Origin of the sequence: Agromyces ramosus, assembly GCF_030817175.1 — a bacterium.
GTDB classification, from domain to species: Bacteria; Actinomycetota; Actinomycetes; order Actinomycetales; family Microbacteriaceae; genus Agromyces; species Agromyces ramosus_A.
On record NZ_JAUSYY010000001.1, the window covers coordinates 591,784 to 611,819 of the forward strand.

Annotated in this window: 17 protein-coding genes and 1 pseudogene; 10 read left to right on the forward strand and 8 right to left on the reverse strand. The window is 70.2% G+C overall.

The genetic code is table 11. From position 1 onward, the window contains the following. Positions 1–197 precede the first annotated feature (197 nt). Together QFZ26_RS02835 and QFZ26_RS02840 are read right to left on the reverse strand one after the other, a co-directional pair. Positions 198–1,028, reverse strand: coding sequence for an aldo/keto reductase (locus QFZ26_RS02835; protein ID WP_307039057.1), 831 nt, complete (start codon positions 1,026–1,028; stop codon positions 198–200). A gap of 54 nt (positions 1,029–1,082) precedes the next feature. Then, positions 1,083–1,895: a CPBP family intramembrane glutamic endopeptidase gene (locus tag QFZ26_RS02840; RefSeq protein ID WP_307039059.1), complete on the reverse strand. Its 813-nt coding sequence runs from the start codon at positions 1,893–1,895 to the stop codon at positions 1,083–1,085. Positions 1,896–1,943: 48 nt separating this feature from the next. Between QFZ26_RS02840 and hrpA the strand changes: the two genes are divergently transcribed. Both hrpA and QFZ26_RS02850 read left to right on the forward strand, forming a co-directional pair. Then, positions 1,944–5,900, forward strand: a complete 3,957-nt coding sequence (gene hrpA / locus QFZ26_RS02845) for an ATP-dependent RNA helicase HrpA (protein WP_307039061.1) — start codon at positions 1,944–1,946, stop codon at positions 5,898–5,900. Between the two features lie 188 nt (positions 5,901–6,088). Further along, on the forward strand, positions 6,089–7,729 hold the full coding sequence (locus tag QFZ26_RS02850) for a M20/M25/M40 family metallo-hydrolase (RefSeq protein WP_307039063.1): 1,641 nt from the start codon (positions 6,089–6,091) through the stop codon (positions 7,727–7,729). Between the two features lie 43 nt (positions 7,730–7,772). Here the strand turns inward: QFZ26_RS02850 and QFZ26_RS02855 are convergent, their stop codons facing one another. From QFZ26_RS02855 to QFZ26_RS02875, 5 genes are read right to left on the reverse strand one after another with little or no spacing between them, the layout of a single operon-like run. After that, on the reverse strand, positions 7,773–8,279 hold the full coding sequence (locus tag QFZ26_RS02855; RefSeq protein ID WP_307039064.1) for an SRPBCC domain-containing protein: 507 nt from the start codon (positions 8,277–8,279) through the stop codon (positions 7,773–7,775). Then, on the reverse strand, positions 8,276–8,635 hold the full coding sequence (locus QFZ26_RS02860) for an ArsR/SmtB family transcription factor (RefSeq protein WP_307039066.1): 360 nt from the start codon (positions 8,633–8,635) through the stop codon (positions 8,276–8,278). Before QFZ26_RS02860 ends, QFZ26_RS02855 begins: the two co-directional genes overlap by 4 nt. A 53-nt stretch (positions 8,636–8,688) precedes the next feature. Further along, entirely contained in the window at positions 8,689–9,441 is a 753-nt protein-coding gene (locus QFZ26_RS02865) for an amino acid ABC transporter ATP-binding protein (RefSeq protein WP_307044899.1), read from the reverse strand. A 50-nt stretch (positions 9,442–9,491) separates the two neighbouring features. Then, on the reverse strand, positions 9,492–10,484 hold the full coding sequence (locus QFZ26_RS02870; RefSeq protein ID WP_307039069.1) for an amino acid ABC transporter permease: 993 nt from the start codon (positions 10,482–10,484) through the stop codon (positions 9,492–9,494). A gap of 4 nt (positions 10,485–10,488) precedes the next feature. Then, positions 10,489–11,388, reverse strand: coding sequence for an ABC transporter substrate-binding protein (locus QFZ26_RS02875; RefSeq protein ID WP_307039071.1), 900 nt, complete (start codon positions 11,386–11,388; stop codon positions 10,489–10,491). A gap of 210 nt (positions 11,389–11,598) precedes the next feature. Between QFZ26_RS02875 and QFZ26_RS02880 the strand changes: the two genes are divergently transcribed. The 8 genes and pseudogenes from QFZ26_RS02880 (at position 11,599) to QFZ26_RS02915 (ending at position 18,810) form a co-directional block, all read left to right on the forward strand. Further along, a complete protein-coding gene (locus tag QFZ26_RS02880) occupies positions 11,599–12,807 on the forward strand; it encodes an MFS transporter (RefSeq protein ID WP_307039073.1) in 1,209 nt (402 codons plus the stop codon). 24 nt (positions 12,808–12,831) lie between these two features. After that, entirely contained in the window at positions 12,832–13,653 is an 822-nt protein-coding gene (locus QFZ26_RS02885; RefSeq protein ID WP_307044901.1) for an aldo/keto reductase, read from the forward strand. A 146-nt stretch (positions 13,654–13,799) separates the two neighbouring features. Further along, on the forward strand, positions 13,800–14,777 hold the full coding sequence (locus QFZ26_RS02890) for a DUF4349 domain-containing protein (protein WP_307039075.1): 978 nt from the start codon (positions 13,800–13,802) through the stop codon (positions 14,775–14,777). 9 nt (positions 14,778–14,786) lie between these two features. Beyond that, positions 14,787–15,951, forward strand: a pseudogene (locus tag QFZ26_RS02895) (acyl-CoA dehydrogenase family protein). A 62-nt stretch (positions 15,952–16,013) separates the two neighbouring features. Continuing rightward, positions 16,014–16,190, forward strand: coding sequence for a hypothetical protein (locus QFZ26_RS02900; RefSeq protein WP_307039077.1), 177 nt, complete (start codon positions 16,014–16,016; stop codon positions 16,188–16,190). Between the two features lie 8 nt (positions 16,191–16,198). Next, positions 16,199–17,080 (forward strand): metal-dependent hydrolase, encoded by an 882-nt coding sequence (locus tag QFZ26_RS02905; protein WP_307039079.1) that lies wholly within the window; start codon positions 16,199–16,201, stop codon positions 17,078–17,080. A gap of 44 nt (positions 17,081–17,124) precedes the next feature. Beyond that, complete coding sequence (locus QFZ26_RS02910) at positions 17,125–17,619, forward strand: cation:proton antiporter regulatory subunit (RefSeq protein ID WP_307039081.1); 495 nt, start codon at positions 17,125–17,127, stop codon at positions 17,617–17,619. Positions 17,620–17,628: 9 nt separating this feature from the next. Beyond that, the gene (locus QFZ26_RS02915) at positions 17,629–18,810 is read left to right on the forward strand and encodes a cation:proton antiporter (protein WP_307039083.1); all 1,182 of its coding nucleotides are present in this window, start codon (positions 17,629–17,631) and stop codon (positions 18,808–18,810) included. Positions 18,811–18,825: 15 nt separating this feature from the next. On the opposite strand, the gene QFZ26_RS02920 is transcribed toward QFZ26_RS02915, so the two are convergent. Further along, a complete protein-coding gene (locus QFZ26_RS02920; protein ID WP_307039085.1) occupies positions 18,826–19,956 on the reverse strand; it encodes an LLM class flavin-dependent oxidoreductase in 1,131 nt (376 codons plus the stop codon). Between the last annotated feature and the right edge of the window lie 80 nt (positions 19,957–20,036).

Here is a 20,036-nt window from a genome sequence, read left to right on the forward strand (position 1 = left end):
CGACTTCGAGGCTATTTGGCTAAGAATATCGCCGACCGGCCGGGCCGCTGTGCTGAGTGTCTCAGCCTGCTTCCCGCACCGCCGTGGCGATGAGTAAGAATTTACGCGGATCCCGTGGCACCGGCAAATCCTGGCAGCATCCCGGGCGTGTCGCGGCGGCCGCGGCCGACGGAAGCCCAGACCGGACGCGAATTCCGTCAACTCACGTCATCGGGATGCGAGCTGACGCGTCCCTCGCGCTCGAGCGCCGTGATCGCCGCCATCTCCTCCGCATCCAGCTCGAACCCGAACACGTCGAAGTTCTCGGCCATGCGAGCACGATCGCCGGACTTCGGGAAGACGATGTGACCGCGTTGCAGATGCCAGCGGATGACGACCTGGGCCGGCGACATGCCGTGGGCTTCGGCGGCATCCGTCACCTCCGGCAGCTCGAGCAGCGGGTACTTGCCCTGGCCGAGCGGACCCCACGCCTCGATGGCGATGCCCTGCTCCTCGGCGTAGGCCGCGGTGGCGGGCTGCTGATGTGCCGGGTGCAGTTCGATCTGGTCGACCGCCGGCACGACGTCGGTCTCGGCGAGCAGGCGCTCGAGGTGCGGAACGAGGAAGTTCGAGACGCCGATCGAGCGGACCCGCCCCGACTCGCGGAGCGTCTCGAACGCGCGCCACGTCTCGACGTACCGATCGTTCGCGGGCGACGGCCAGTGGATCAGGTAGAGGTCGACGTAGTCGAGGCCGAGCCGATCGAGGCTCGCATCGAACGCGTCGAACACCGATTGCGTGCCCTGGTCGTCGTTCCAGAGCTTCGTCGTCACGAAGAGCTGTTCACGAGGGACACCGGAGGCGGCGAGCGCGCTGCCCACCCCCGCTTCGTTGCCGTAGATGCGTGCCGTATCGATGTGGCGGTAGCCGATCTCGAGCGCGTCGGCGACGATGCGCTCGGTCTGGGCCGGGTCGACCTTGAACACCCCGATTCCGAGCTGCGGGATCGAGTGGCCGTCGTTGAGCTGGATGCGGGGCACGGAGGTCATGATTCATCCCACCACGGCGGGCGGAGCATCCGACAGCCGGTTCGCTCCTCGCGATCAGCCGGCGAGAGCCGAATCGGGGAGGAAGACGATCACGAGGGCCGGCGCGCTCGTCATGAGGTTCACGAGCAGGTGGGCGACGATGATCGGCATCAGCCGACGCTGTCGCCAGACGATGATTCCGGAGCCGATGCCCCAGACGAAGAACGCCGCGAGGTAGACGAGCACGGCGTCGGGCGTGACCGCGTAGAAGACGTGCTGGAGCGCGAAGATCGACGCCGGAACGAGGATCGCCCACAGCACCGGCCAGCGCCGTTGGAGGCCCCCCTGCGAATAGCCCCGGTAGATGAGCTCTTCGGCCGGCGCGTTGAGCGGCGCGAACGTCACCACCGAGACGACGGCGAGCACCGTGAGGATCGCCCGATCGAACATCGGTGCGGCCTCGGCGTCGTAGAAGACCGTGTCGAAGCGGTCGAGCGCAGCGCCGCCGTGGAGGGCGAACATCACGCCCATCACGGCGAGGAAGAACGGGATCGCGAGCACCGTCATCCAGAGGACCCCCCACAGCACGTCGGTGCCGAGGCGTCGTGCCGAGTAGCCGATGAGGTCGCGTGCACGCCGGCCCTCACGATGCAGGGCCCGGCGCACGAGCCAGATCGAGATGAGGTTCACCGGGAGCATGGTCGCCGCGGCGAACAGCATCGACGGTGGGAACGGACCGGGCTCGTCGGCGGCGGCGAGCACCGCCCACGTGACGAGTGCGGCGGTGCCCACGAGCGCGACGCGAAGCAGGGGGAGCCCGAGCAGGGAGACGAGGGTCGGGCGGCGCGGCGGCGCGGCGCTCAGCTGGGCCGCCACATCCGTCGTCATGCCTGAGTTCTATCACGGCCCCGCGAACACCGCATACGATGGTGGGCTGTGCTTCCCGCGATCACCTATCCCCCAGAGCTGCCGGTCTCCGGCCAGCGCGAGGAGATCGCGCGCGCCCTTCGCGACCACCAGGTCGTGATCGTCGCCGGAGCGACGGGCTCGGGCAAGACCACCCAGCTGCCGAAGATCTGCCTCGAGCTCGGCCGCGAGTCGATCGCACACACCCAGCCGCGCCGCATCGCGGCCCGCACGATCGCCGAGCGCATCTCCGAAGAGCTCTCCGTCGAGCTCGGCAGCCTCGTCGGATACCAGGTGCGGTTCACCGACAAGGTGAGCGACGCGACCCGCATCAAGGTGATGACCGACGGCATCCTGCTCAACGAGATCCACCGCGACCCCGACCTGCGCCGGTACGACACGATCATCATCGACGAGGCGCACGAGCGCAGCCTCAACATCGACTTCCTGCTCGGGTACCTCAAGCGCCTCCTTCCCCGGCGCCCCGACCTCAAGGTCATCGTCACGAGTGCGACCATCGACCCCGCGAGCTTCGCGAGGCACTTCGCGGATGCCGCGGGCAACCCCGCGCCCGTCATCGAGGTGTCGGGGCGCACGTACCCGGTCGAGATCCGCTACCGGCCGCTCGTGGCCGAGGGCGGCGCCGGCGCGGGCGGCGAGGACAGCGACGACGAGGGAGCGGCCGCCGACGACAAGGACGTGCAGCGCGGCATCCTCGATGCGCTCGACGAACTCGAGCGCGAGTCATCCGGCGACGTGCTCGTCTTCCTCTCGGGCGAGAGCGAGATCCGCGACGCCGAAGCCGCCGTGCGGGCGCATGCGACCCGCCGCGGCGGCGCCGGCGAGACGGAGGTGCTCCCGCTCTACGGCCGCCTCTCGGCCGCCGACCAGCACCGGGTCTTCGAGCCGTCGAAGGTCGCCGGGCTGCGGCGCCGCGTCGTACTCGCGACCAACGTCGCAGAGACGAGCCTCACGGTGCCCGGCATCCGCTACGTCGTCGATGCGGGTACCGCCCGCATCAGCCGGTACTCGGTGCGCTCGAAGGTGCAGCGCCTGCCGATCGAGCCGATCTCGCAGGCCTCGGCCAACCAGAGATCGGGTCGGTCGGGCCGCACGAGCGACGGCATCGCCATCCGCCTCTACTCCGAAGACGACTACGAGCGCCGCCCGGGGTACACCGATCCCGAGATCCTGCGCACCAACCTCGCCGCCGTCATCCTGCAGATGGCCTCGCTCGGCCTCGGGCCGATCGAGGCGTTCCCCTTCCTCACGCCGCCCGACAGCCGGGGCATCCGCGACGGCCTCGAACTGCTCCGCGAGCTCGGCGCACTCGACGACGGGGCCCGGGGCGACGGGCCGCAGCTGACCCGCATCGGCCGTCAGCTCGCGAGGCTCCCGATCGAGCCGCGCTTCGCGCGCATGGTGCTCGAGTCGAAGGCCCAGGCCGTCTCGAGGGAGGTGCTCGCGATCGTCGCCGGACTCACGGTGCAGGATCCGCGAGAACGGCCGCTCGACAAGCGCGAGCAGGCCGACGGCTTCCACGCCCGCTTCGTCGACCCCACGAGCGACTTCCTCAGCCTCCTGAACCTCTGGAACCACCTCGAGGAGCAGCAGCGCCAGCTGTCGGGCAGCGCGTTCCGGCGGATGTGCAAGGCCGAGTTCCTGAACTACCTGCGGGTACGAGAGTGGCAGGACCTCTACCGCCAGCTCGTGCGGCTCGCCAAGCCCCTCGGGCTGCACCTCAACGAGCCGAGGGTCGATCCCGACGGCATCCACCGCGCGCTGCTCGCGGGACTGCTCTCGCAGATCGGCCTGCGCGACGATACGAAGACCTCGAGCGGCCGCGGCGGAGCGGGCACGGCGCGCGAAGCCGAGCGCAAGGGCCGCCGGCAGCAAGCGGAGTTCGTGGGCGCCCGCAACACCCGGTTCGTCGTGTTCCCCGGATCGGCGCTCGCGAAGAAGCCGCCCGCCGCGCTCATGAGCGCCGAGCTCGTGGAGACGAGCCGGCTCTTCGCCCGGACGAACGCGGCGATCGATCCCGCGTGGGCCGAGCAGCTCGCCGGGCCGCTCGCGAAGCGCAGCTACAGCGAGCCGCGGTGGGAGCGTCGCCAGGGCGCCGCCGTCGCCGACGAGAAGGTGACCCTCTTCGGCGTGCCGATCGTGGCGAAGCGGCGCATCCAGCTCGCTCGCGTCGACCCGGCGCTCGCTCGCGAGCTGTTCATCCGGCACGCCCTCGTCGAGGAGGACTGGGACACGAGCCGCCTCGACAAGCGGCTCTTCGCGTTCCTCCGCAAGAACCGCGAACTGCGGCGGGAGCTCGGCGAAGTCGAGGAGCGCACACGCCGCCGCGACCTCCTCGCCGGCGACGAGGTCGTCGTCGCGTTCTACGAATCGCGGGTGCCCTCGGATGTCGCGGACACGCGCGCATTCGAACGCTGGTGGCGCGACGAACAGCGCACCCGCCCCGAGCTCTTCACGATGGCAGCCGCCGACGTCGTCGCCGAGGACGCCGCGGTCGACCGTGACGACGGCTTCCCCGACCGTTGGAGGCAGGGCGACCAGACCCTCACGCTCGCCTACCGGTTCGAACCGGGCGCCGACGACGACGGCGTGACCGTGATCGTGCCGCTCGTGCTGCTGCCCCGCCTCACCGCATCCGGCTTCGACTGGCAGGTGCCCGGCCTGCGCGACGAGCTCATCACCGCGATGCTGCGCACCCTGCCGAAGGTGCTCCGCCGACAGGTCGTACCGGCCGCCGAGTGGGCCGGCAGGATCGCCGCCGAGCTGCCCGACGGTCCCGAAGCCGGTGCCGAACGCGAGCCGTTCGCGGCCGTCGTGAGCCAGGCGATCCGCCGCCTCACGTTCACGCCCGTCGACCCCGGCGACTTCGACCTCGAGCGGGTGCCCGCGCACCTCAGGATGACGTTCCGCGCGGTCGACGAGCGCGGCCGCACGCTGGGCACGTCGAAAGTGCTCGGCGAGCTGCAGTCACGGCTCGCCGGCCAGACCCGGGCTGCCGTCGCGAAGGCCGTGGGCGGGTCGTCCGCAACCACGGCGACGGCGACGACCGGCGACGCGACGCGGGCGCCCACCGCGAGCGAGGCGCGAGCCGCCGGCTTCACCGAGCGCACCGGGGTCACCGCGTGGGAATGGGACGAGATCCCCGCCCACCTCGACACCCGGCAGGCGGGCAACGTCATCCGCGCCTATCCGGCGCTCGTCGACGACGGGGCGTCGGTCGCGCTGCGACTCGTCGCGACCGCGGAGGAACGCGACCGGGCGTCGCGCCGTGGCATCCGTCGCCTGCTCGTGAACGCCACGCCCTCACCCGTCGCCTACGTGCAGGAGCACCTGTCGAACGAGGAGAAGCTGCAGCTCGCGGCGAGTGCCTACCCCGGCACCCGGGCGCTCCTCGACGACTGCCTCGCCGCGTGCGTCGACGCCGAGCTGCGGGCACGCCACCCCGACGGCCTCCTGCGGACCCGCGCCGAGTTCGACACGGTGCGCGACGCGATCGCCGCGGGAATCATGGAGCGGATGTTCGAGACGGTCTCGCTCGTCGCCCGCATCGTGAAGGCCTCGCGCGACGCCGACCGGGCGATCAGCACGGCCTCGAGCATGCACCTGATGGCGGCGCTCGGCGACGCCCGTGCCCAGTTGCAGGGGCTCGTGCCGTCGGGGTTCGTCTCGGCGACCGGCCTCGAGCGGCTGCGGCACCTCCCGCGGTATCTCGAGGCGATCTCGGTGCGCGTTCGCAAGCTCGTGGAGAACCCGGGGCGCGATCGGCAGGCCATGAACCAACTCCAGGGTTCGATCGCCCTCTTCGAGGCGGCAGGCGGGCGAATCCCGATCGACCCCGAGGCGCCCGAGCAGCTCGTGCGCACCCGATGGATGCTCGAGGAGTTGCGCGTCGGCCTCTTCGCCCAGGAGCTGCGCACGGCGGAGACCGTTTCGCCGCAACGCATCGCGAAGGCGCTGGCCGGCTGACGCGATGGAGCGGCGGCGGCATGTCGCCGTATCGGTTCGCGAAGCACACCGGAACCCCTTGACCTGAGGAAAACTCGGGGTCAGAGTTGACAGGTCCGGTGGTGCCGTCCCGCATCCACCCGATCGCGATCCACCCGATCGCCCGGACGGCACATCTCCCGGTTCTTGCAGAGTCGCAGGGAGCAATCGTGAACAGAAATCAGAGAGTCGGCTTCGGCGTCGTGGCAGCCACGGCATTGGTCGCACTGACCGGCACCGCCGTCTATGCCGCGATCCCGACGGATACGACGGCGTTGCGTGAGGCGGTCACCGCCGACGCGATCATGGATCACCTGGCAGAGCTCCAGGAGATCGCCGATGCCAACGGCGGCACCCGCGCCAGCGGCACCGACGGGTACGACCAGTCGATCGACTACATCGAGGCGGCCCTCCTGGCCGCCGGCTACGAGGTCACGCGCCAGGACTTCCTGTTCAACTCGTTCCGCGAGCTGTCCGAGCCGGTCTTCGAGCGCGTCTCACCTGATCCCGAGGCCTATGTTCCCGGAGTGGACTTCTACACGGCGTCGTACTCCGGCAGCGGCGACGTCACCGCGCCGTTGCAGGCGGTCGACCTCGTGCTGCCGCCCGGCCCGACCGCGAGTACGTCGACCAGCGGCTGCGAGCCTGAGGACTTCACCGGCTTCATCGCGGGCAACATCGCCCTCGTGCAGCGCGGCACGTGCGACTTCTCGGTCAAGGCCGCGAACGCCTTCGATGCGGGCGCCGTCGGCGTGATCATCTTCAACGAGGGGCAGGAGGGCCGACAGGAGACGCTCAATCCCACGCTGGGTGACGCGTTCAGCGACCCGATCCCCGTCGTCGGCACTTCGTTCGAGATCGGCAATGAGCTCGCCTCCCTCCTCGCGACCGGCACGGTCACGATCCACCTGGTGACCGACACGCTCATCGAGCTCGACGTCCCGACGACGAACCTCATCGCCGAGACGCCGACCGGGCGCGATGACCGCGTGGTGATGGCCGGCGCCCACCTCGACTCCGTTCCGGAGGGTCCTGGCATCGAGGACAATGGCACGGGATCGGCGACACTGCTCGAGACCGCGCTCCAGATCGCCGAGCTCGGCATCGAGCCCCGCAACACCATCCGCTTCGCGTGGTGGGGCGCCGAGGAGGCCGGACTGGTGGGATCGCAGTACTACGTCGACTCGCTCACGAAGCGGGCGGCGAAGAACATCGAGCTGTACCTCAACTTCGACATGATCGGCTCGCCGAACTTCGCACGCTTCGTCTACGACGGCGACGGCTCGGCGTTCGGCATCAAGGGCCCGAGCGGCAGCGACGACATCGAGGCGCTCTTCGAGGACTTCTTCGCCTCCCAGGGCCTCGTGTCGGAGCCGACGGCGTTCGACGGGCGCTCCGACTACGACGCGTTCATCACGGCGGGCATCCCGGCCGGTGGCCTGTTCACCGGAGCGGAAGACGTCAAGACGCCGGAGCAGGTCGAGTGGTATGGCGGGCTCTCGACGTTCGAGGGTGAACCGGTGTCGTACGACCCGTGCTACCACCAGGCCTGCGACAGCATGGACCCGATCGCGGATGGCGCGGACGCCGACCTGTACGAAGCGCTGAACGAGGCGTATGGGGGTGCACTCCTGTACGAGGGCGTCATCACCAACGTCAACACGCAGGTGCTCGAGGAGATGGCGGATGCCGTGGCGCACGCAATCCTCACGTACGCGATGTCGACCTCGTCGGTGAACGGCACGGCGAAGGCCTCTCCGATGGCGATGGAGAGGGCCGGGGACCGTCTCGGCTCCCACTTCCGGCGCTGACGGGTTCCCTGCGCTGAGCCCTTCCGCAACCGTGCGGGAGGGCTCAGCGGCGTGCTGCGGCGAAGCGTGCCTCGTACGCCGGCGCGAGCTCGGCGAGGCGGCGGTGCCACGCGTCGCCGTCGGCCAGGTCGAGCGCCGGCTCGAGGAGATGCCAAGCGAGCGCCTCGAGGTATGCGTGCCAGCCCGGGCCGTACGCGACATCGGTGACGCCCTCATGGCGGAGGCGCAGCCACGTGCGTTCGCCGTCGGACTCGAGCCGGACGATGAGCTCGGTGGGCGGGGCATCCGCGACCTGCCAGGTGGTGGTGAATGCGCGTGGCGGCTCGCACGAGGTGACGTCGCCCACGCAGTACACCCCGCCGTCGGAGCCGATCGCCTCCCAGCGGCCCCCGAGCCGGAACTCGCCCCGGTACGGCGCCATGAAGCGAGACAGTCGTTCGGGGGTCGTGATGGCGTTCCAGAGGTCGTCGATGTCGGTGTCGTAGAGCTCGTCGAACTCGAGCAGGAATCCCGTGGCCGCCGCGGAGATGCGGCCGTCGTCGATCGTCATGAGCGGTCCTCCTCACGGCCGCCCTCGGCACGGCGGCGAGCCAGCCGGCCGCGCGCGACCTCGGTGTGCAGGGCGGCGAGGCCCGCCGTCCACGTGGAGCGGTAGCGCTCGAGTTGCAGGCTCGCGTCGTCGAGCCCGCTCGGATCGATGGAGTAGAGCCGCCGGGCGCCCTCGGCCCGGACACTCGCGAAGCCGGCCTCCCGGAGAATGCGGAGCTGTCGCGAGACGGCGGGCTGGGTGATGCCGAATTCGCGACCGACGACCTCGACGACCTCGCCGGCGCTGGACTCCCCCGTTGCGAGCAGGTCGAGGATGCGGCGGCGGACGGGGTCGCCGAGGACGTCGAAGGCGTGCATGTGCTGAGAATATCAGCTACGTTTTATATAAACAACACCTTATGTTGCGACCTTCAGAGCACCTTCGAGAGGAAGGCACGGGTTCGCTGGTGCTGCGGGTTCGCGAGCACTTCGCGTGGATCCCCGGCCTCGACGACGACGCCGCCGTCCATGAAGACGAGCGTGTCGGCGACCTCGCGGGCGAAGCCCATCTCGTGCGTCACCACGATCATCGTCATGCCGCTCGCCGCGAGGCCCTTCATGACGTCGAGCACCTCGCCCACGAGCTCCGGGTCGAGCGCCGAGGTGGGCTCGTCGAAGAGCATGAGCTTCGGATCCATGGCCAGCGCCCGGGCGATCGCCACCCGCTGCTGCTGCCCCCCGGAGAGGTGGGCCGGGTAGTAGTCGGCCCGATCGGCGAGCCCCACCCGGTCGAGCAGCTCGAGCGCGCGAGCCTTCGCCTCCGCCTTCGAGGTGCCCTTCACGAGCACCGGCGCCTCCATCACGTTCTCGAGCGCCGTCATGTGCGGAAACAGGTTGAACCGCTGGAACACCATGCCGATGTCACGACGCTGCCTGGCGGCATCCTTGGGGTGCAGCTCATAGAGCTTGTCGCCCGCCTCGCGGTAGCCGACGAGCTGCCCGTCGACCGAGAGACGACCCGACGACACGCGCTCGAGGTGGTTGATGCAGCGCAGGAACGTGGACTTGCCCGAACCGCTCGGGCCGACGAGGCACAGCACCTCGCCACGCTTGACCTCGAGCGAGATGGACTTCAGCACCTCGTTCGATCCGAAGCTCTTCGACACGGCCTCGGCGAGCACCATGGGCGTGGGGTCGACGGATGCCGCGGTCGCCGCGGTCTCGTTGACGTCGGTCATCGTGCGTCCCCTCCCTGCTTCGAGGCGATCGGCGGCTCGGGATCGGCGACGGTCGGCACGACTCCAGTGGGCGGCGCGGCGACCGTGTCGGGACGATCGCCGACCCCCCGCGCGAACCGCTTCTCGAGGTAGTACTGGCCGACCATGAGCACCGAGGTGAAGAACAGGTACCAGATCGACGCGACGATGAGCAGCGGGATCGGGTTGAAGGTCTCGGCCGAGATGTCGCGCGTGCGGCTGTAGAGCTCGGTCGTGAGCGGGATGGCGGTGACGAGCGAGGTGGTCTTCAGCATCGAGATCACCTCGTTGCCGGTCGGCGGGATGATGACCCGCATCGCCTGCGGCAGGATGACGCGACGCATGGTCTGGAACCAGCTCATGCCGAGCGCGGTCGCCGCCTCGTCTTGTCCCTTGTCGACCGAGAGCAGGCCGGCGCGCACGATCTCGGCCATGTACGCCGCCTCGTTGAGCGAGAGGCCGATGACGGCGAGCCAGAACACCCCGATCAGGTCGTTGGTGTCGAACGAGAGCCACGGCTCGGTGAAGGGGATGCCGACGTCGATCGTCTTGTAGATGATCGCGAAGAGCCCCCAGAACACCAACTGCACGTACACGGGCGTGCCGCGGAAGATCCAGAGGTAGAACCAGGCGACCGACTTCACGACCGGGTTCGGTGAGAGCCGCATGATCGCGAGGATCACGCCGAGCACGATCGCGATGATCATCGACAGCACGGTCAGCTCGAGCGTGACGAGCGCGGCCGCCGAGACCCGCCGGTCGAACAGGTACTGCGCGACCGTGGGCCAGTCGTAGGCCTCGCGTTGCGACGCGTCGATCACGAACAGCGCGAAGATCAGCACGAGCACGACGGCGAAGACGTTGCGCCACGGATGCCGCAGCTTCACGGCCTTCACCGGCACATGCTGCTCGGCGCCGCCCGGCGACGGGCTCGTGCCCGCCGCCGAGCGGCCGGTTGCGGAGGTCGACACTGACTCAGCCGTTCGACGCCGCGTTGATCGTGATCTCGTCGATGGCGCCGTCGGCGACGCCCCACTCGTCGAGGATGTCGCCGTAGGTGCCGTCGTCGACGAGCGCCTGCACGGCGGCCTGGATCGCCTCGGTGAGACCGTCGCGGTCCTTGCCGACCGCGATGCCGTACGGCGCGACGTCGAACGACTCGCCCGCGGGCTGCAGCTTGCCGTCGGTCTGCGAGATCGCGTAGAGGGTGACCGGGGAGTCGGCGCTGAGCGCGTCGGCCTGGCCGAGCGCCACGGCGTTGGTCGCGGCATCCTGCGTGTCGAAGGGCACCTTCTCGATGGCGGGCTTGCCTGCGGCGACGCACTCGTCGGACTTCGCGGGCACCTCGTCGGTGTCTTCGTAGGTGGTGGCCTGCACGGCGACCTTCAGGCCGCAGGCGTCGGCCGGGTCGACCTCATTGCCGGCCGCGGAGGCCCACATGATGCCGGCCTCGTAGTAGTTGACGAAGTCGACCTGCTCCTCGCGCTCGACCGTGTCGGTGAAGGAGGACACGCCGATGTCGGCCTTGCCGCCGACGACGCTCGGGATGATGTTGTCGAACTTCGACACCTGGAACTCGACCTCGAGACCGAGCTTCGCGCCGATCGCCTCGGCGAGCTCCGCGCCCCAGCCGATCGGGTTGCCGTCGGCGTCCTTGAACTCGTTCGGCGGGTAGGTCGGGTCGATGCCGACGATGAGCTTGCCCGACTCCACGACGTCGTCGGGAAGCAGGGCCACCGCCGCCTCGTCGACCGTCACGGACGAGGTGGATTCGCCTTCGGAGCCGGCGTTCGGCGACGTGTTGTCGACACAGGCGGTGAGCAGGAGCGCCGACGCGGCCAGGAGGGCCGGGACTGCGACGAAACGTGTACGCATTTGATGATTCCTCTGATCAGATTTCTGGCGACATCGGACCGGGTGACGGTCATCGTCGACACGGGAGACACTAATACAGACACCGAGAGGCCACCCCACCGAGGGGGTCACGGTTCGGGTGCGATTCGCCGTCGCGGCGGTTGTGCTCGGCACGAGTCGACGGTAGGGCGGATGCCCCCGCGACATCCGCCTCGATAGAGTGGGCGAACCGTGGGAAGCTACACCGATCTGCTCAGGACCTCGGGCGTCGCTCGCATCATCGCCGCCCAGCTGACGGCACGGTTCCCGTCGGGAATGCTCTCGCTGGCCTTCCTCCTCCACGTCGAACAGCAGACCGGCAGCTATGGCGCGGCGGGTCTCGTGCTCGCAGCCACCTCCATCGGCCAGGCGATCGCCGGTCCGATGACGAGCCGGCTCATGGGCCGCTTCGGCATGCGCCCCGTGCTGATCACGACGCTCGTCGTGTGCGTGACCGGCGTCGTCGCGATCGGGGTGCTCACGCTGACCGTCCCTCTCTACATGATCGTCGGCTTCGTCGTCGGCCTCTCGACACCGCCCGTGCAGCCCGCGGTGCGCACGATCTATCCCAAGATGGTGAACTCCCGCCAGCTCACCCCGCTGTTCTCGCTCGATGCGTCGGCGCAAGAGATCATCTGGGTCGTGGGCCCGGTGGTCACCACGTTCGTGGCGACGCAGATCGGCACCGTCTGGGCGATCCTGCTCGCCGCGGTGCTCATGGTCGTCGGCGGCGTCTGGTTCATCTCGTCACCCGAGCTCGGGCGCGTGCGCATCCCGCGCTCGAAGCGCCGCTTCGGCACGGTGCTCGCGCGCCCGCCGGTGCTGCTCGCGACCGTCGTCGGCTTCCTCCTCATCGGCGCGTGCGCGGCCATCGAGGCGGGCGTCGTCGCGGCGTTCGGGCACGACGGCGCCGAGGCCGGCATCGTGCTCGCGATCTTCTCGATCGGCTCGCTCGGCGGTGGCCTCTTCCTCGGCCACGTGCCGATCGGCCCGTGGTCGACCGCGCGCCGCATGCTCATCGTCTTCGTGGGCACCGCGCTCGCGGCCTTCGTCATGGACTTCTGGTGGCTCTCGGTCACGCTCTTCATCGCGGGCATCGGCATCGCGCCGGCCCTCGCGGTGCTCTTCGCGATCGTCTCGGCGAGCGTCAAGTTCTCCGACACCGCCGAGGCCTACGGCTGGGTCGGCACCGGGCAGCTCATCGGCGCCGCGCTCGGCTCGGCCCTCGCGGGCTTCCTCATCGACGACTTCGGCGCGCAGGGCGCGTTCTGGGCAGCTGCGGCGATCGCGTTCGTGGGCTTCCTCGTGCCGGCACTCGCCCGGCGCTGGCATCCCGACCTGCGAGGCCGCGACGCGAGCCCGATTCCCGACACCGAACCCGTGCCGTTGCAACCGAGCTAGCGAGGAGTTCGCGTGCTGTCATCGATCCCGCCCGCCCCGCGCCTGTCACTCGCCGACGGCGCCGACATCCCGCAGCTGGGCCTCGGCCTCTACAAGGTGCCGGCGACGGATGCCGCCCGCCTCTGCCGCGACGCGATCGACATCGGCTACCGGCACCTCGACACCGCGGCCTTCTACGGCAACGAGCGCGAGGTCGGCGACGCCGTGCGCGCCGCACCCGCGCCCCGCGACGAGCTCTTCATCACGAGCAAGGTCTGGATGGACGACAACGGGTTCGACACCACCCTGCGCGCGTTCGACGCATCGATGAGCCGGCTCGGGCTCGACCGGCTCGATCTCTACCTGATCCACTGGCCGGTGCCGTCGACCGACCGCTACGTCGACACGTGGCGTGCGCTGATCCGCCTGCAGCAGGAGGGGCGGGTGCGCTCGATCGGCGTGGCGAACTTCCACACGCACCACGTCGAGCGCATCGTCGACGAGACCGGCGTGACGCCGGCCGTCAACCAGGTCGAGCTGCATCCGTGGCTGCCGCAGGCGGCGGTGCGCGCGTTCGATGCTGCGCGAGGCATCCGCACCGAGGCGTGGTCGCCGCTCGCACGAGGACGCGTGCTCGGCACGCCGCTGCTCGACGACCTCGCCGCCAAGCACGACCGGACCCCGGCGCAGGTCGTGCTGCGCTGGCACGTGCAGCTCGGCAACGTCGTGATCCCGAAGGCGTCCTCTCGTGAGCGGCTCGCCGAGAACCTCGACGTCTTCGGGTTCGAGCTCGACGCCGACGACCTCGCCGCACTGGCGACGCTCGAGACCGGCGAGCGCACCGGACGCGATCCCGACGACGACTGAGCCGAGCGGCATCCGCCCGATGAACGGCCCACTGAACCGGAACGTTGTGCCCGTTCGGCGATTCACAGCGAACAGCAACCCGATCGTGATTCGACTCCCAGCCGGAGCCCAGACATCGGCATCCTGCCGGGCAATACAGTGAGCGCATGAGACGACTCGCACCCGCGGCAGCGGCCGCAGCACTCACGGCGCTCCTGCTCGCGGGCTGCTCGGCGGGCGCCGACCACGCGGGCTCGATGGAGCCCGGCGTCGCCGAACCCGCAGCCCCCCGCGATCAGGGCCAGACCCCGACCGAGGGCGGTGAGGCCGGCAGCGCCGAGCTCGACGCCACCGAGCCCGACGCCGACCGCAGCGTCATCACCACGGGTTGGATGTCGGTGACCGTCGACGACCCGATCGCGTCCGCTGAAGCGGCGTCCGACATCGCCGAACAGGCCGGCGGGCGCATCGACAACCGAAGCGAGACTCCGGCCACCGGTACGCAGCCGGCGAGCGCCTCGCTCACGATGCGGGTGCCTGCCGACGAGCTGAAGGGCGTCGTCAACGAACTGCGCGAGCTCGGCTCGGTGAACTCGGTCTCGATGAACGCGTCGGATGTCACACAGCAACGCCAGGACCTCGACGCCCGCATCGAAGCGCTCACCGCCTCGGTCGACCGCCTGCAGCAACTGCTCGGCACCGCCACCTCGATCGCCGACCTCATCGCGATCGAGTCGGAGCTGACGACCCGCCAGGCCGAGCTCGACAGCCTCACCCAGCAGCGCGACTGGCTCGTCGACCAGGTCGACTTCTCGACCCTGACGCTCGAGCTCGTCACCGAAGACGTCGCGCCCGATCCTGCGCCCGACGACTTCTGGAGCGGACTCGTGGCGGGCTGGTCCGCGCTCCTGGCATTCGCATCCTGGCTCGGCGTGGCGATCGGCGTGCTGCTGCCGTGGCTGCTCACCGGTCTCGTCATCGCGGCGATCGTGATCACGGTCGTGGTGGCGTCGACCCGCCGGCGACGACCTCGGTCGGTGGATGACACGACCACCGTCGACGCACCGGCGCCGACCACGACCGCGGCGACGAGCGAGACTGACGCACCCCGCCCGCCCTCGTCGGGCGGCACGCCCGAGTTGTAGTCTGGCGGCGTGAGCGCGACGCCCGAGATCCTGTTGCCCGACGACCTCCTCGAACGCTTCCGCGAACGCGCCGGCCGCTACGACCGAGACAACGCCTTCTTCGTCGAGGACCTCGTCGAGCTGCGCGAGGCCGGGTACCTCACCGCGCTCGTGCCCACTGAGCTCGGCGGTCTCGGCTGGACCTTCGCCGACGCGGTGCGCGCCCAGATGCGACTCGCCGGTGCGGCGCCCGCCACGGCGCTCGCGGTCAACATGCACCTCGTATGGACCGGCGTCGCGAAGATCCTCCGCGATCGGGGCGACCACTCGCTCGAGTTCGTGCTGCGCGAGGCCGCCGACGGCGAGATCTTCGGATTCGGCATCAGCGAGGCCGGCAACGACCTCATGCTGTTCGGCTCCCGCACGGTCGCCGAACCGCAAGCCGGCGGCGGCTATCGCTACAACCGGGCGCAAGATCTTCACCTCGCTCTCGCCCGCGTGGACCCGGCTCGGCACCATGGGCCTCGACACCACATCGCCCGATGCGCCGAAGATCGTCTACGGCTTCATCGACCGCGACGACCCCGACGTGCGCACCCTCGACGACTGGGACACGATGGGCATGCGGGCGAGCCAGAGCCGCACGACGGTGCTCGACGGGGCGTTCGCCGCCGACGACCGCGTCGTGCGGCGCCTCGACCCCGGACCCAACGCCGACCCGCTCATCTTCGGCATCTTCGCGAGCTTCGAGCTGCTCCTCGCCTCGGTCTACGCGGGCGTCGGCGCCCGCGCCCTCGACCTCGCGGTCGCGGCAGCGCACCGTCGCACGTCGATGAAGCACGACGGCCGGCCCCTCGCCCAAGATCCCGACATCCGCTGGCGCATCGCGGATGCCGCGCTCGCCCACGACGCCATCGAACCGCAGCTCACGGCCATCGCCCGCGACCTCGACGATCTCGTCGATCACGGCGCCCTGTGGTTCGCCAAGCTCGTGGGCGTGAAGGTCCGCGCGACCGAGACGGCGAAGCACGTCGTCGACCAGGCGGTGCGGGTCTCGGGCGGCTCGACCTACTTCGCGGGCTCCGAGCTCGGCCGGCTCTACCGCGATGTGCTCGCGGGCATCTTCCACCCCTCCGACGACGAGTCGGCGCACTCGACCGTGGCGACCGCGTGGCTCGGACCGCTCGAAGCCTGAGCCTCGCCCGTCGCTAGACTGGCCGAGCGGCGAAGGGCCGCCCGCGCACTCTGGAGGTCGTCGTGAACGTCATCGCTTTCCTCATCGCCATGGGACTCTTCGTCTTCGGCATGTGGATCATGAGCATCGCACCCGAGGTCGCCGGGCTGCAGGCCGCAGTGTTCTTCGGCGGCATCCTCTCGGTGTCCCTGGCCGTCGCGATCCCCGTGAACCTCCTCGGTCGCGGCGACGGCGTCTGATCGCCGCGATGACCCTGCCCACGCGCGACACGCGCGTCACCTATCCCGATGGTGCGCTCGCGACGACCGCCGTGGTACTCCATGTCGCACCCGCCGGCGGCGATCGCCTCGCGATCGTCACCGACGTCACGAGCTTCCACCCGGTCGACGCGGCGTGGCCCGACCAGCCGGCCGACGCGGGCGTCATGCGTGCGAACGGCTCCGAGCTGCCGATCCGCGACGCCGTCGTGGCGGCGACCGACGGCGTCGAACTGCACCTGGGCGGCGACATCCCGGTGCGCAAGGGCACCGAGGGCTGGGCATTCCTCGTCGCGCACCTCGTCGACGCCGATGCTTCCGTCGCCGAAGGCGACGAGGTCGAGATCGAGGCGGATGCCTCGGTGCGGGACGCCCTCTCGATCGGCCACACGGCGTGCCACGTGGCATCCCTCGCCCTGAATCGCGCCCTCGCAGGCAGTTGGTCGAAGCCCGCGCGCACCGATGCACTCGGCGACCCCGACTTCGACGGCATCGCGATCGCCACGAGCCGCATCGAACCGAACGGCTCGGTCGACACCTATCGCCTCAACAAGTCGCTGCGCCGGTCGGGGTTCGATACCACCGCCGTCGCCGCCGACGCGCTCGAGGATCTCACGGGCACCGTCGAGGCCGTGCTCGCCGAGTGGGCGGCCTCGGGGGCCGCCGTGCAGATCGACCGCGACGGCGACGGGCTCACCGACCGGCGCCACTGGGTGTGCGAGCTGCCCGGCGGTACGGCTCGCATCCCGTGCGGCGGAACGCACGCGCACTCGCTCGCCGACCTCGGTCGCGTGCAGGTGCGATTCGCGACAGGTGACGACGCCGGCACCCCCGTGCTCGTCATGCGCACGACCGCAGATCCGCAACGCTGAGCGCGGAGGCGCCAGCACCCCACAGCGGGGTTACGATAGCCGATGTGGGTATTCACATCGAGAAGGTCGACCTTCCTGGCATCGGCATCCGCCATGATCTCGTCACCGAAGGCGGCCGCCGCATCAGCGTGGTGTCCCACCGCGACGGCGAGCGCGACCTCGGCATCTTCGACATGGACGATCCCGACGCCTGCCGCGACTCGATCCCGCTGAACGACGACGAGGCCGCCGCCCTTGCCGATGTGCTCGGCGCGTCCGTCATGCTCAGCCGCCTCACGAGCCTCAGCGACGAGACCGCGGGGCTCTACACCGAGCAGATCGCACTGCCGACCGACTCGCCCTACCTCAATCGCACGCTCGGAGCCACGAAGGCCCGGACGCGCACCCACGCGTCGATCGTCGCAATCGTGCGCGACGGCGCCATCATCCCCTCCCCCACGCCAGCCGAACCGCTGCGCGCGGGCGACGTCATCGTCGGCGTCGGTACCCGTGAAGGACTCGACGGAGTAGCACGCCTGCTCTCCAACGGCCCCGGTTAAGCGGCCGCCATGCACGAGACCACGCTGCTCCTCATCGAAGTCGGCGCGCTGCTTCTCGGCATGAGCCTGCTCGGGCGCCTCGCCCTCGCCACCGGCATCTCGCCCATCCCGTTCTACCTCGTGCTCGGGCTCGCCTTCGGCAACGGCGGGTTCGTGCCGCTCGACGCGAGCGAGGAGTTCTTCCAGACGAGCGCGGAGATCGGCGTCATCCTCCTGCTCGTGCTGCTCGGCCTCGAATACACGGCGCCCGAGCTCGTCGGCAGCCTCCGCTCCGCCCGCAGTGCCGGGCTCGTCGATGCGGCGCTGAACGCGCTGCCGGGCGCCGCGCTCGCCCTGCTCCTCGGCTGGGGTCCGGTCGCCGCCGTCGCCCTCGCGGGCGTCACGTGGGTGTCGTCGTCGGGCGTGATCGCGAAGCTCCTCCGCGACCTCGGCCGCCTCTCCAACCGCGAGACCCCGGCGATCCTCGCCGTGCTCGTGATCGAAGACCTCGCGATGGCCTTCTACCTGCCCGTGCTGTCGGCGATCGTGGTGGGGGTCAGCCTCATGCAGGGTGCGATCTCGGTGGCGGTCGCCGTCGCGGTCGTCACGCTCATCCTGTACGTCGCGCTCCGCCACGGCCACATCGTGTCGCGGCTCTTCCCCGCGGACGAGCACGAGCCGCTGCTGCTCGGCGTGCTCGGGCTCACGATGCTCGTGGCCGGGCTCGCCGCCGAGGTGAGCGTCTCCGCGGCGGTCGGGGCGTTCCTCGTCGGCATCGCCCTGTCGGGCAGAGTCGCGACGAATGCGAGCCAGGTGCTCACACCGCTGCGCGACCTCTTCGCGGCCATCTTCTTCGTCTTCTTCGGGCTCACGACCGACTGGTCCGAGCTCATCTCGATGCTCGTGCCCGCGCTCGCCCTGGCGGGCGTCACGATCGTCACGAAGCTCATCACCGGCGCCTACGCCGCTCGGCGGGCAGGTGTCGGCGCACTGGGCCAGTGGCGCGCCGGCTTCTCGCTCGCGCCGCGCGGCGAGTTCTCGATCGTGATCGCCGGGCTCGCGGTCAGCGCCGGCGTCGCCCCCCAGCTCGCGCCCCTCGCAGCGGCGTACGTGCTCATCACGATCATCGCGGGCACGTTCCTCGCGCGCATGCCCGATGCTCCGTGGTTCCGCGCGGCCGTGCTGCGGCGGCGCGCGCGGGCGACCGCCTGACCGCCGACCGGGCGCTCAGTCTCCGGGAAGCTCCCGTGCAGCCGCGGCATCCGCCCGATCGTCGCGGCCGATGGAGGCCACGGCGTCGAGTTCGGCGTCGTCCGCGTCAGTGGCCGCGAGCAATTCGCGCACGCGCGGCACGACCTCGGTGGCGTAGCGCTCGATGCTGCCCATCATCGCCTCGTGCGGGAGCGTGCCGTTCGAGTACTTCAGGTCGAAGCGCGAGGCGCCGATGGAGCGCATCGCCGCCGCGATCTTCTGCGCCACGGTCTCAGGGGCGCCCGCGTACAGTGCGCCGTGGGTGCTCGCCTCGGACTCGAAGTGCTCGCGGGTGGCCGGACCCCAACCGCGTTCGCGGCCGATGCGGTCGATGATCACCTGGTAGTGCGGCCACAGCGTGTCGAGCGCCTCCTGGTCGGTGTCGGCGATGAAGCCCGGTGAGTGGATCGCCACCGGCTGGAGAGGGTGGCCGAACTGGGCGAGCGCGCGACGGTAGAGGTCGGCGAGCGGCGCGAAGCGGGCCGGGCTGCCGCCGATGATCGCGAGCACGAGCGGAAGGCCGTAGTGCGCGGCGCGCACGACCGACTCGGGGCTGCCGCCCACGCCGACCCAGGTCTTCAGTCGCCCGTGCTCGACCGGCGGGTAGACGACCTGGCCGGTGAGCGGGGGGCGCAGTTCGCCGCTCCACGTGACGGGCTCCTGCGGGAGCAGCGCGGCGAAGAGGTTGAGCTTCTCCTCGAACAGCTCCTGGTACTGGTCGAGGTTGTAGCCGAAGAGGGGGAACGATTCGATGAAGGAGCCCCGCCCGAGGATCACCTCGGCCCGCCCGCCGGAGAGCCCGTCGAGCGTCGCGAAGCGCTGGAAGACCCGGACCGGGTCGTCGGAGCTCAGCACGGTCACCGCGGAGCCGAGGTGGATGCGCTCGGTGCGCCCCGCGATGGTGCCGAGCACGACCTCGGGTGCGGAGACCGCGAACTCGTGCCGGTGGTGTTCGCCGATGCCGAAGAAGTCGAGCCCGAGGCGGTCGGCGAGCACCGCCTCCTCGACGACGTTGCGGAGCACCTGGCCATGCGGCAGGGGTGTGCCGTCGGGACCCATCGTCACGTCGCCGAACGTGTCGACTCCGAACTCGTACCGCTCAGGCATCCGTTGCTCCCTCGTTCGCGATCTCATGCGCATGCATGCAGGCTGAGAACCCCCACGCTGCCGAGACTATTCCCGCGCCC